Here is a 12629-nt window from a genome sequence, read left to right as displayed (position 1 = left end):
CTTCGTTCCCCGAAATGTTATTAAATTAACTCTTGCGTGATTTCGATATGTTGATATCATTTTTTCGTCGAAGTCAACGCCCTCAACGCGGTCGGTTTTAGCTTCCACAGAGGCCGAGCCTAGCGCGCCGAAGGGATAATAATCCTATTAAGGGGAACCAAAATGACGATTTTGAAGGGCGCGTTCCGGCGCCTGAGCCTTGTTGCGCTTACGGCATTGCTGCCGACCACGGTTCTTGCCGACGAGCTCAATATTTATAACTGGGGCGAATACATCAATCCGGCTGTCCTCCAGAAGTTTGAGGAGGAGACCAAGATCAAGGTCAATCTGTCGACCTACTCTTCCAACGAGGAAATGCTTGCCAAGATCCAGGGTGGCGCGACCGGCTACGACATCGTCTTTCCTTCCATTCATATGCAGGAGATCATGGCGAAGCTGAACCTCCTGGAAAAGACTGACATCAACACTTACGGGGGCTTCAAGAACATCGATCCTCAATTCCTGAGGGCTAAGAGCGATCCGAAGGGTGAATATTGCCTACCTTACGCCTTCGGTACAGTCGGGATTCTCTACAACCGTCGGGTTCTCGGCAAGGACATTACCGGCTGGAAGGACCTGGTCGCAACCGTCAAGGAGAAGCACCTGAAGTTCACGCTGCTCGACGACATGCGCGAAGTGCTTGGGATGGGCCTGATCCTCAACGGGCACTCGGTCAATTCGATCAAGGCGGAGGACCTCCAGCAGGCAGCGGACACGGTCATCGAGATGAAGCCCTATGTGGCGGCCTTCACCTACGACTCCCGCCCGATGGTGGAGTCGGGTGATATCGCCGCTGCTCACTTCTTCGTCGGCTCGATGATCAACGTTTTCGGCAATCCGAAGGATCTAGGCTATGTCATCCCGCAGGAGGGCGCGACCATGTATCAGGAAGACATGTGTGTGCTGAAAACCGCGCCCAACAAGACGAACGCGACCAAGTTCCTGCAGTTCTATACCCGCCCGGACGTTGCAGCGCTGAATGTCGCGCAGCAGACAAACGGCACGCCCAATGTGCCAGCTCGCCAATTGACGCCGGAAAACATCAAGAATAGCAAGGAAATCAATCCGACTGACGAAACCATGAAACGTCTGCAGATCTTCGAGAATCTCGGACCGGGTCTCCGTCAATTCGATCGCGTATGGACGAAAGTCAAGACAGCGCAGTAACGTCATAGTGCGATACTCCGTCCGGCCCCGGGCGGAGCTTCATCGGAGGGAAGATTGTCGAAGGATATATTGAAGCTTGTGCAGAGCGCTGACATGCGCAAGTCGAAATCCGACAAGCTGATCGCCAGCTATATCGAGCGCAACATCGCCGAACTTCCCTTCGAGACAGCGAAATCCATTGCAGCCAGGTTGGAGATCTCGCAGATGACCGTCGGTCGCTATCTGCGACGGCTTGGCTTCGATGGTCTCGACGAGCTCAAGACGGCTTTGCGGCGCGGTGGCCGCTCGAATCCCGCCTGGCAGATCAAGGGGTCTCTCGATCGCTTCCAGGATGATCTGCGCGACGGCAAATTCCTCGCGGGTCTGCTGCAACAGCAGGTCGAAAATCTCGGCATGATCTATGAGCTGACGACCGCGCCGCAATGGCAGCAGACGATCGATGCGCTGATCGCAGCAAGCGAAGTCTATGTCGCCGCCTACCAGAATGTGCGTGGCATCGCTCAGTATTTCGCCGCCCAGCTTTCCTACACGAGGTCACGCGTCTCCTTCATGGATGGATTGAATGGCACCTATGCCGAACTGCTCGACGGAGCGGTCGAAGGTCGCGTGCTCTTCCTCCATGATGTCCGCCGCTTTGCAGCCAAAGCGAGACCGCTCGCCGAAGAGGCGCGCCGCGCCGGCGTAAAGGTCATTCTCTTGACGGATGAGTTCTGCCCCTGGGCCGAAGACGTGTCGGACATCTCGCTGGTCATTCCCGGTTCGCACGGTCCTCTCTGGGATGGCGCCGCGACGATGACCGCCGTGATGGACCTCCTTCTCAGCAACATCATTGTCGTGCTGAGTGGTAAGGTGGGTGAGCGTGTCGAATTGCTGACCCGCTTGCAGGACGTATTCGGCGATTTCGAGAGCTGACTGCCGGCGCGAGCGTCTTGCTCCCGTAACGAACCATGGCGTAGTTTGAACGCTCGACCACGTTCCGTTCCGAACAATGGATTCAAGAACTGGCCTTCTCGTCTCTTTCTCTCCGCCTGCGCTCTCGCAGTAGGCGTCCATTTGGTGCTGGCTCAAACACGTGCCGTGTCCGACGACGCCCTGATATCGTCGGCACATAGCTTCGGCAAATGAACGTGTCGTCAGGCGGTTTCGAGCGCTGTCGTCAGATCGGCGATCAGGTCGTCGGGGTGCTCTATCCCGATCGACAGGCGGATCGTCGATTCCAGAACACCGATCCGGTGGCGGACGTCCACGGGCACGCCGGAATGTGTCGTCGTCGCCGGATGTGAGGCAAGCGATTCCGTGCCGCCCAGACTGACGGCCAGCTTGAAGATCTGCAGCGCATTCAGGAATTTGAACGAAGCCGACTGGCCGCCCTTGATGTCGAAGGAGAAGGTGGAGCCCGCCCCGCTGCATTGCTTGGCGAAGGTCCGGCCGGTGGCCGATGCCGGATCCGCATAGGCGAGATAGTGAATGTGCTCGACCTTTGGGTGGTCGCGCAAGAAATCCGCGACGGCACGCGCATTGCTGTTTGCCCGTTCCATGCGGATCTGCAGCGTTTCCAGCGAACGGCCGAGCATCCAGCAGGAATGCGGATCAAGCTGCGTGCCGATCGCCCCGCGCAAAGCCTTGACCTGCTTCATCACAGCTTTCGAGCCGAGTGCGGCACCGGCGATCAGGTCGGAATGGCCGCCGACATATTTCGTCAGAGAATAGAGGGAAATATCGGCACCATGCTCGATCGGTCGCTGGAAGACAGGCCCCAACAGAGTGTTATCGCAGGCGACAATCGGCGTATGGCCCTGCTTTTCGCCGATGGCATCGGCGACGCGGCGGATCATGGCGATATCGACGAGGCTATTGGTCGGATTGGCGGGCGTTTCCACGAGAATGAGCGAGACACGGCCTTTTGCCATTGCCTCTTCCGCGCCCGCCGTCACCGAGGCTTCGTTGACGCCATCTGCGAAACCGACTGCTGAAACGCCGAGATTGAGAAATGTCCTGGCAAGCAGCGTTTCCGTGCCGCCATAAAGCGGCTGCGAATGCAGAATTGCATCGCCGGGACGAACGAAGGCAAGCAGCGTAGTGGCAATTGCCGACATGCCCGATGAGAACAGCGCACAGCTCTCCGCGCGCTCGTAAACGGCAAGGCGATCCTCGACGATCTCACTGTTTGGGTGGTTGAAGCGGGAATAGACGAGGCCGACGCCGGCGCCCTTTGGCGGCTCGATGCGGCCGGATATGTAATTGAAGAAGTCGCGCCCATCCTCGGCGGATTTGAAGACGAAGGTGGAGGTCAGGAAAACGGGTGGCTTGACCGCGCCCTCGGAAAGTTCCGGGTCGTAGCCGTAGTTCAACATCTGGGTTTCGGGGTGAAGCGCGTGGTTGCCGATATGCGTTTTCGAGGGATGCGGCGCAGTCATGATGGTCTCCTCAACCGACGACACGAACATTAGATTCGTATTATATCATCACTCGAGGTAGTTGCATGCCATAGTCTTTGGCTGATTGACGAGTCCGCCGCGAGCGGACTCGTCCGGTTGATAGCGTCAGTAGATTTCCGGCACGTACATTTCGGGCGGCACTGGCGTGCGATGATAGTCGGCGTTGCGCATGCGCTCCGGTAGGATGATTTCTGGCTTCGGCACGTTTTCATAGGGAATCTGTGTCAGCAGATGCGCGATGCAGTTGAGCCGTGCCCGCTTCTTGTCGACGGCGTGGACGACCCACCATGGCGCTTCCGGAATATGGGTGCGTTCGAGCATCTCTTCCTTGGCCTTGGTGTATTCTTCCCAGTGCACGCGGCTCTGCAGGTCCATCGGCGATAGTTTCCACTGCTTCAGCGGATCCTGGATGCGCATGTTGAAGCGGAATTCCTGCTCTTCATCGGTGATCGAAAACCAATACTTGATCAGGATGATGCCGGAGCGCACCAGAATGCGTTCGAAGTCGGGAACCGAGCGGAAGAATTCTTCCAATTCCTCCGACGAGCAGAAGCCCATGACGCGTTCGACGCCGGCGCGATTGTACCAGCTGCGGTCGAAGAGCACCATTTCGCCTGCTGTCGGCAGGTGAGCGGTGTAGCGCTGGAAATACCACTGGTGCCGCTCGCGCTCGGTCGGTGCCGGCAGCGCGACCACGCGGCAGACGCGCGGGTTGAGACGCTGCGTCACGCGCTTGATGGCGCCTCCCTTGCCGGCGGAATCGCGGCCCTCGAACAGAACGACGACCTTGAGCTTCTTGTACTGAACCCAGTCCTGCAAGCGCACCAGCTCATGCTGAAGGCGGAAGAGTTCGCGGAAATAGACCCGGCGCTCAAGCGTTGCCTCGCCTTCGCTGATCAGGCCCTCGGCAACCAGCTCGTCGAGGCGATCCTCTTCGAGCTGCATCTCCAGCTCTTCATCGAAACTATCGACGATTTCATCCTTGATGCGGCTGAGCGGATCCTGGGTTTCGTCGGTCATTGAGCGTCTCCTGCCCTGTTTTCATGTTGATGTCGCAATCGGCGACCGAGGGATGATCGGCAAATATGCGTTCTGCATCCGCCGGCCACGATCTGATTATTACTCAGCGGTCCAACCGCCGTCGACGGACAGCGTCGTGCCGGTGATCTGCTTGGCGGCGTCGCTGCACAGGAAGACGGCGATGGCGGCAACCTCATCGACGGTCACGAATTCCTTCGTCGGCTGCGCGGCCAGCAGCACGTCGTGCTTGACCTGCTCTTCCGTCATGTTGCGCGCCTTCATTGTTTCGGGAATCTGCTTTTCGACGAGCGGCGTCCAGACATAGCCGGGCGCGATGGAATTGACGGTGACGCCGTCCCGTGCGGCTTCGAGAGCGACGGTCTTGGTCAGGCCGGTAATGCCGTGCTTGGCCGAAACATAGGCCGATTTGAACGGCGAGGCGACCAGGGCATGTGCCGAGGACGTGTTGATGATGCGGCCCCATTTGCGCGCCTTCATGCCGGGGATGGCCGCCTTGATGGCGTAGAAGGCGGCAAGCAGGTTGATGCGGATGATCGCTTCCCACTTGTCGTCGGGAAACTCCTCGATCGGCGCAACGAACTGGATGCCGGCATTGTTGACGAGCACGTCGAGGCTGCCGAAGGCCTCTTCCGCCTGTCGCACCATGGCGGTGACTTCCTCGCCGTTCATCATGTTGGCGCCGGAATAACGGCACTTCACGCCGAAGTCGGCTTCGATGGCGGCACGTTCCTTTTCGATTGCGTCGGCGTCGCCAAGGCCGTTGATGGTGACATTCGCGCCTTCAGCGGCAAAGGCACGCGCAATCGCAAGCCCGATACCGCTCGTCGAACCGGTAACCAGCGCATTCTTCGATGTCAACGAACCCATGATGCAACTCCCGCAATCTCTATGACAAGGTTGAGTAAATTGAAAATGCCGAGGTGAGCGCACACTGCCAGCGTCGTATGTCGCTTTGATAACAGGTGCGACCGGGCATTCGAGCGTGACGCCGAGAGGCGTAGGTGGTTTTCGGACCACATCACACTCTACTTCTTTGATTCTGGAGCCGGATGATTTTGGGTCGGACGGACCTAAAATCATCCGGCTCCGGCGACAACCATCCGGCAACTGACACTTCGCTGTCATGCAACCGTGCAAGTTTTCGCCGCGGCGCACAGCTATTTTCTCTAACGACGGAAAATGCGATGAAGGTCGAAGACATACTCAAGCATGCCTATGCAATGCCGCTGACCAACCCCTCCTACCCGCCAGGACCCTATCGATTCTTCGATCGCGAATACATCATCATCACCTATCGCACCACGCGTGAGGCCCTGGAGACGGTCGTGCCAGAGCCCCTCGAAATCGACGAGCCGCTGGTGAAATACGAATTCATCCGCATGCCCGATTCCACGGGATTCGGCGACTATACCGAGACGGGACAGGTCATTCCCGTGCGATATCGCGGGCAAGCCGGCGGTTATGTTCATTCGATGTATCTCGACGACGATGCGCCGATCACCGGAGGTCGCGAGATCTGGGGCTTTCCGAAGAAACTCGCCAACCCGAAGATCGTCAACGAAGGTGAAGTCATCGTCGGCACGCTGCATTATGGCAGCGTCCTCTGCGCCACAGGAACGATGGGTTACAAGCACAAGCCGGTCGATCAGGGGCCGCTTCTCGCCGCCTTGTCGGAGCCCAACTACCTCATCAAGATCGTGCCGCATGTCGACGCCACGCCGCGCATCTGTGAGCTGGTGCGCTACTACCTTACTGACATCACCATCAAGGAGGCTTGGACCTCGCCCGCCGCCCTCGACCTCAGGCCGCATGTCATGGCCGATGTCGCCCGGCTGCCGGTTCTGGAGGTGGTCTCCGCTGTGCACTTCACCGCTAATCTGACGCTCGGATTGGGTGAAGTCGTTCACGACTACCTCGCCGAACGTCGGTAACAGAGCCCTATTTTTCCCTTTGCTGGAGACCAACCGTGCTCGAACGAAACCTCAAGGCCGCAGCGCCGACAATTCCGGAAATTGCCGTGCAATATGATCGCGTCGCCCTGGTATTTCAGGGCGGCGGCGCACTCGGCGCCTATCAGGCCGGCGTCTATCAGGCGCTTGCCGAGGCTGGATGCGAACCTACGTGGCTTTCCGGCGTCTCCATCGGAGCCGTCAACGCCGCGATCATCGCCGGCAACGAGCCGAGCCGCCGCCTGCAGCGTCTCGAGCAATTCTGGCAGATCATCTCCGGCCGCAAGATCTGGGCCTACACGCCGGAAGGCGATGTCTTCCGCGACATTCGCAATCGCACGAGTTCATGGATGACCATGACGATGGGCCAGCCCGGCTTCTTCAAGCCGCGTTTTCCCAACCCCTGGTTCGAACTGCCAGGTGCCGAAGGAGCCACCAGCTTCTACGATTCGGCGGAATTGAAGAAGACGTTGGAGATGCTGATCGATTTCGACGTGCTCAACGACGGCAAGAAGCGCTTCAGTGTCGGCGCGGTCAATGTCCGCACGGGCAACTTCGTCTATTTCGACACCGACCATATCCGCATCGGCCCCGAGCACATCATGGCGAGCGGCGCCTTGCCGCCTGCCTTGCCGGCCATCCGCATCGAAGGCGAATATTATTGGGATGGCGGAATCGTCTCCAACACGCCGTTGCAATATCTGCTCGATCAGGACGAGGATCGCAGCTCGCTGGTGTTCCAGGTCGATCTGTTCAGCGCCCGTGGCGTTCTGCCACGCAGCATGCCCGACGTGCTGTCGCGTCACAAGGACATCATGTATTCCAGCCGTACCCGGCAGAACACCGATAACTTCAAGCGCATCCACGGCCTCAAGATGAAGTTGCTGAATGCGCTGAAGCGTGTGCCGAAAGATCAGCTGACACAGGAAGAAGAAGCACTGATTGCTGACTATTCCGACGCCGGTGTCGTCAACATCGTACACCTGATCTATCAGCATAAGAACTACGAAGGCCACGCCAAGGACTACGAGTTTTCCGGCACCTCGATGCGCGAACATTGGGACATGGGCCTGGAAGATACCAAGCGCACGCTGCGTCACACCGAATGGCTGTTGCCGCCGCTGATGGACGACGCAGTCGCGATCCATGATCTGCACCGCGAAGATCCGGTGTGAGGTTGCGATTGGGAACAATGGGTGCCGCCTGGCACCCGTTGGTGGTCACGTTCACCTCGCAAGGCTTGGGGTGTGGTGAAGTCTATCCAAGGCTACGCTATCAGCGAGCCTTATAGGTCACGGAAATCTTCGCGTTGGCCAGGGCAGTCTGCGCTAGCTGTGCAGGGTCAAGACCAAGCGAGCCAATCTGCAAAGGCTTGGAGAAGGCAAGATCGAGTGTGAAGAAGCCGGCGGGGTGGGGAATATCCTGCAGGAACTTTAGAAGCGCCTTCTTGGATTCCGCATCGATCTGGCTGTTCGGAACCATCTGCAGCGCCGTTGAGGCATTGTTACGCAATTGGTTGATACCCTGCGCAGGATCATCAGACCCGGTAATCTGCTGGAGGAACGAAGCAAGTGACGGCACCGCCATTCCCTCGAACAGTCCCTGATTGTCGAGCCGGAAACGCAGATGCGTCAAGCCGGCAGAGCCGCCTTCCGCGAAAGACTGCACATTCGTGTTTTTGGGCAGGATAAATTCGGCCGACAGCGCTGCCTTGCCGAGACGCAGATTGGTCAGTTGCACGTCCTGAATATCGAGATAGCCATCCTTGGCATCGAAGTGAAACGAGCCGGAAATATCCATCGGCCACTGCTGGACAGAAGCAATGTAGTTCGCAAAGGCATTGTCCATCATCGGGGCGAAGCGTATACCCTCGACGGAGAAACGTCCCCAGCTGGGCAAATGCTCGGGCTTGGCCGAAATGGATTTGAGGAAGGCGACGAGATCGTCACCCTTCAACTCGGCACGATCGAACGACCATCCCAGGCGGATGCCGGATTTGAAAAGCCCGTTCGTCACTGCACAGCCATCGTGGAGTTCGGATACGGCAAAGCCATCCATATGCTGAATGATGTCGCTGCCATTCACGAGATCGGCGCAAGGCGTTTCGGCCGCTGCGACAGAAAGAGGGGCGAGCGACAGCAGAAAGGGAAACAGGAGGAGGGGGCGCATTGTTCACGTCCATCTGTTTGAGGAGATCGGCAAATAGCCGCCTCATGTTTCTGCCGGGGCGGCATATGTCAAGCCACGATGCCTCGTCCTCAGTCTTTCTCGCCTTGGTTGACGTTGTGGATGGGCGGAGGTCAGGCCGAGAGCTTCAACTGATCGGATTTTGTCCGTTCGCCGCGACCGCTGTAGGGCAGGACGCGACGTAGAACCTCTTGTGCAAGCGCCTGGGCATTCTGTTGCGCCTTGTCGAGATTGCTGACGCTATCCGTGTCGATCGTATAGAGGGTCTGGCCATAGCCGAAGACTTCACGATAGGCGGCGCGTTCAATGATCGGCGTGGAGAGAACATGGACGCGACGGCTGTACAGCAGCTCCTTCACCGATTGCAGCGCGCGCGTCGTCACCATCGGATTGACGCGTGTGAGTACGACCGAATGGGGAATGCGGATGTCGGCGCGATCTTCGAGATATTGCAGCAGCTCGATGACATTGGTGGCGCCTTCCGCATCCATGGCGGAGCCCTGCACGGGAATGAGCACGTAGTTGGAATAGCCGAGTGCCTGGGCCAGCAATGGGCTGCGCGCGCCCGGCAGGTCGATGAGCAGGAAATCCACTTCGTCGCGCAGCTTGCGTGCATGCTGGCCGAGATTGGCTGCAGTTACATAGGGAACGACGGAGAGAGAGGCTGGTGCCCTTTCGCCCAGCCGCTCATGCCATTTGGAGATCCAGAGCTGCGGGTCCGCATCGAGAACGGCCACGGAAAAGCCCATTCTGGCAAGCTCGCAGGCAACGATGACGACGGCGGTGGTCTTGCCGGCGCCACCTTTGGTGTTGGCAAAGGTCAGAACGGCCATAGGTGCTTCCTGGGCTGGTCGGTGTGGCAACTCAATAGGGTAGGCGAAGGGCTGTCATGGCTCGCGGAGATGGTTACGCATTTATGGTTAACAAACCATTTTAGGTGGGGCTGCGGGGGGGCCAGCCTGCACCTTGGTCGTCGGTCAATGCCGCTTGTCGGCGGCCAGGATTTCGCGGGCGATATGATCCAGCGACACCGTCCGGTCGACGCCGCCATGGGCGATCGCTTCTTTGGGCATGCCGAAGACGACGGATGTTTCCTCGTCCTGGGCGACAGTGAAGGCGCCTGCGTCATGCATCTCTTTCATGCCGCGTGCGCCATCGTCGCCCATGCCGGTCATAATGACGCCCATGGCGTTCCCGGCCGCAGATCGTGCGGCAGAACGGAAGAGCACGTCCACAGAGGGCCGATGCCGGGAAACGAGGGGACCGTCCTTGATCGCGACGACATAGCGCGCGCCCTGCCGCTCGAGCAGCATATGCTTGCCGCCGGGAGCGATGAGCACATGGCCGCGCAGCACGGGATCGCCGTGTTCGGCTTCCTTGACCTCCACTTCGCACAGGCTATTCAGGCGCTTTGCGAAAGCCGCGGTGAATTTTTCCGGCATGTGCTGCACGATGACCATTCCGGGCGTGTTGGCCGGCAGGGCAGTAAGCAATTCGCGAAGCGCTTCCGTGCCGCCCGTGGAGGCCCCCACACAGACAACCATTTCAGTGGTTTTCGCCATGGCCCGGCCGGTGGGCGGGGGAAGTACGACATCGGCCGTCAGCTTGGCCGTCGGCTCAGTCGACGCGATCACGCGTTTACGTGCCGTTCCCAGCCGGGCTGCGGCAGCACCTTTCACCGCTTCCCGGATCATTGCCCCCGTCTCCGCCAGATGGTCGGCGGCGGCGATCTTGGGCTTCAGGATGATATCGACGGCGCCGGCTTCCAAAGCCTGCATCAGCGTCTCCGAACCGGCCTCGGTCAAGGAGGAGCACATGACGACCGGAATAGGGCGCTGCGTCATCAGCTTTCGGAGGAAGGTAATGCCATCCATGCGCGGCATTTCGACATCGAGCGTGATGACGTCGGGAATTTCTTCCTGAATCTTCTTCGCAGCCATAAAGGGATCGGCCGCGGCACCCATCACCTCGATATCCGGATCTGCCGACAATACCTGTGTCATGACCTGACGCACGCTGGCGGAATCGTCGACGATGAGTACGCGGATCTTCTTGGCCATGGCCTCACACCTTCCTGAACACGGTGTTGGCAACCTGTTTCACCGGCAGGTTCAGCCCGCTGATCGTCTCGGAATGGCCGACATAAAGGAAGCCCCCGGTCACCAGCTTGTCGCAGAGCCGCGCCAGCACTTTTTCCTGGGTCGGCTTGTCGAAATAGATCAGGACGTTGCGGCAGAAGACGATATGAACCTTGTCGCCGATCTCGTAGGCGCGGTCCATCAGGTTGAGACGGCCAAAGCCGATCTTCGCGCGCAGCTTGGGATGGATGCGAACTTCGCCGCGCTGCGGATCGCGCGACTCCATGACGTAGCGGGTACGCTTCTGATGATCGACCGGATCGATCATCCCGACTGGATAGATGCCCTTGCGCGCTGCCTTAAGAACGTCGGTGGACAGGTCTGTGGCGAGGATGCTGTAGTCCGGAGCACCGCGAGCCTCGCGATAATCCTCCAGCACCATGGCGATTGTATAGGGTTCGGCACCGACGGAGCAGGCGGCGCTCCAGATGCGCAGGCGATTGTGGCCAGCCGCCATGAGTTCGGGCAATGCGGACCGTTCGAGGTGTTCGAAGTGCTTCGGCTCGCGGAAGAAATCCGTCTTGTTGGTGGTAACGGCATCGATGAGGTGAATGGCCTCTCGGTCGATGCCGCCGTGCTTGAAGAGATAGTCGCAGTAGTCGTCGAGGTCGACGATGCCGGTCGCCCTCAGCCGCCGTCTCAAGCGGCCCTCCAGCATAGTGCGCTTGGCCGGGGGCATCTTGATGCCGCTGTAATCATAGATATAGCGGGCGAGCTGGTCGAAGTTCCGCCGGCTCAGCCCGTTGTCCATGTAGTCTCTTGCATCCTGCGCTGGCACGTTACGTCTCACTCAAACGGCGGCAAATTCTGAAGCGTTTCGACCCACGCCAACACCCATCAGCGACACCTTGTCGGAGGACGAGAACAGCTTGGCGAGGTCGATGATGACGACGAAATCGTTTTCACGGCGCACCACGCCTGCAATATATTCGGAAGACCAGCGCACCCCGATATCGGGGGCGCTTTCGATCGCCTGATGCTTGAACGAGGTCACCTCGAAAACACGATCGGCGACCAGACCGAGCGTCAGCACCTTCTCCGCAATCGGAATGTCGATCACGAGAATGCGCGTATGTGGCGTCTTGGCTGTGGCCGACATGCCAAGCCGAAGGCGTAGGTCGATGACCGGCACGCCCTGACCTCGCACATCGCGCAGGCCGAGGAGATAATCCGGCCCATGCGGAATGCGAAAGGCATCCTGGTGATCCAGGATCTCCCGGACCACCTCGACCGGAACGGCGAAGCATTCTTCGCTGAGGCCGAACGTCACATATTGAGCTTCCGTGCTGGTCGCAACCATTTATGCGCTCTCCTTGAAGTCGTTGTCGTCGGCGTCCGGTCCGCCCATGGACATGTCGAGGGTGAAGCCCTTGAGGCGGGCCTGCTGGGCGGCGACACTGTTGTCGGCACGCGCGGCAGGTGCCTTGGCAACCGGCGCCCTGGCGGCTGGCTTGGCCTTGGCCGCACCCAGCGCATGATGGATGGGATTGTGCGCCGGCTGGGTCTTGCGGGCATTGGCCTGATCGACCTTGAAGAAGGCGATGGAGGCCTGCAGCTCTTCGGCTTGAGCGGCGAGTTCTTCCGAGGTTGCCGACATCTCTTCGGAAGCGCCGGCGTTCTGCTGCGTCACCTTGTCGAGCTGCTGGATCGCCTCGTTGATCTCGTTGATC

Annotated in this window: 12 protein-coding genes and 1 pseudogene; 4 read left to right on the top strand and 9 right to left on the bottom strand. The window is 59.1% G+C overall.

What is annotated here, in order from left to right; translation table 11 throughout:
• Positions 1–162: 162 nt before the first annotated feature.
• Both QD461_RS08825 and QD461_RS08820 read left to right on the top strand, forming a co-directional pair.
• A complete protein-coding gene (locus QD461_RS08825; protein ID WP_414087391.1) occupies positions 163–1206 on the top strand; it encodes a spermidine/putrescine ABC transporter substrate-binding protein in 1044 nt (347 codons plus the stop codon).
• A gap of 54 nt (positions 1207–1260) precedes the next feature.
• A complete protein-coding gene (locus tag QD461_RS08820; protein ID WP_184703447.1) occupies positions 1261–2118 on the top strand; it encodes a MurR/RpiR family transcriptional regulator in 858 nt (285 codons plus the stop codon).
• Between the two features lie 221 nt (positions 2119–2339).
• Here the strand turns inward: QD461_RS08820 and QD461_RS08815 are convergent, their stop codons facing one another.
• The 3 genes from QD461_RS08815 to QD461_RS08805 all read right to left on the bottom strand — a co-directional run bounded on the left by QD461_RS08815 (position 2340) and on the right by QD461_RS08805 (position 5552).
• The gene (locus QD461_RS08815) at positions 2340–3623 is read right to left on the bottom strand and encodes a cystathionine gamma-synthase family protein (protein WP_414087390.1); all 1284 of its coding nucleotides are present in this window, start codon (positions 3621–3623) and stop codon (positions 2340–2342) included.
• 126 nt (positions 3624–3749) lie between these two features.
• The gene (ppk2, locus tag QD461_RS08810) at positions 3750–4664 is read right to left on the bottom strand and encodes a polyphosphate kinase 2 (RefSeq protein ID WP_414087389.1); all 915 of its coding nucleotides are present in this window, start codon (positions 4662–4664) and stop codon (positions 3750–3752) included.
• A gap of 99 nt (positions 4665–4763) precedes the next feature.
• Positions 4764–5552, bottom strand: coding sequence for a 3-hydroxybutyrate dehydrogenase (locus QD461_RS08805; RefSeq protein WP_414087388.1), 789 nt, complete (start codon positions 5550–5552; stop codon positions 4764–4766).
• 317 nt (positions 5553–5869) lie between these two features.
• Between QD461_RS08805 and QD461_RS08800 the strand changes: the two genes are divergently transcribed.
• Together QD461_RS08800 and QD461_RS08795 are read left to right on the top strand one after the other, a co-directional pair.
• Positions 5870–6616 carry an acetoacetate decarboxylase gene (locus tag QD461_RS08800; protein ID WP_414087387.1) on the top strand — a complete coding sequence of 249 codons (747 nt, stop codon included), beginning with the start codon at positions 5870–5872 and terminating at the stop codon, positions 6614–6616.
• Between the two features lie 35 nt (positions 6617–6651).
• The gene (locus QD461_RS08795) at positions 6652–7809 is read left to right on the top strand and encodes a patatin-like phospholipase family protein (protein ID WP_414087386.1); all 1158 of its coding nucleotides are present in this window, start codon (positions 6652–6654) and stop codon (positions 7807–7809) included.
• A gap of 100 nt (positions 7810–7909) precedes the next feature.
• Here the strand turns inward: QD461_RS08795 and QD461_RS08790 are convergent, their stop codons facing one another.
• From QD461_RS08790 to QD461_RS08765, 6 genes and pseudogenes are all read right to left on the bottom strand, one after another.
• A complete protein-coding gene (locus QD461_RS08790) occupies positions 7910–8803 on the bottom strand; it encodes a hypothetical protein (RefSeq protein ID WP_414087385.1) in 894 nt (297 codons plus the stop codon).
• A gap of 131 nt (positions 8804–8934) precedes the next feature.
• Positions 8935–9654 carry a ParA family protein gene (locus QD461_RS08785; protein ID WP_414087384.1) on the bottom strand — a complete coding sequence of 240 codons (720 nt, stop codon included), beginning with the start codon at positions 9652–9654 and terminating at the stop codon, positions 8935–8937.
• Positions 9655–9798: 144 nt separating this feature from the next.
• The gene (locus QD461_RS08780) at positions 9799–10881 is read right to left on the bottom strand and encodes a protein-glutamate methylesterase/protein-glutamine glutaminase (RefSeq protein ID WP_414087383.1); all 1083 of its coding nucleotides are present in this window, start codon (positions 10879–10881) and stop codon (positions 9799–9801) included.
• 4 nt (positions 10882–10885) lie between these two features.
• The gene (locus tag QD461_RS08775) at positions 10886–11710 is read right to left on the bottom strand and encodes a CheR family methyltransferase (RefSeq protein ID WP_414087382.1); all 825 of its coding nucleotides are present in this window, start codon (positions 11708–11710) and stop codon (positions 10886–10888) included.
• Positions 11711–11749: 39 nt separating this feature from the next.
• The gene (locus QD461_RS08770; protein WP_414087381.1) at positions 11750–12259 is read right to left on the bottom strand and encodes a chemotaxis protein CheW; all 510 of its coding nucleotides are present in this window, start codon (positions 12257–12259) and stop codon (positions 11750–11752) included.
• Positions 12260–12629 (bottom strand): annotated as a pseudogene (locus tag QD461_RS08765) (methyl-accepting chemotaxis protein); the annotation flags it as partial. It lies immediately after the preceding gene.

Source organism: Rhizobium sp. BR 314 (genome assembly GCF_047445805.1).
Lineage (GTDB): Bacteria > Pseudomonadota > Alphaproteobacteria > Rhizobiales > Rhizobiaceae > Rhizobium > Rhizobium lusitanum_B.
The sequence above is the reverse complement of the archived record's forward strand: the minus strand, read 5'-3'. Positions and strand labels throughout refer to the sequence as shown.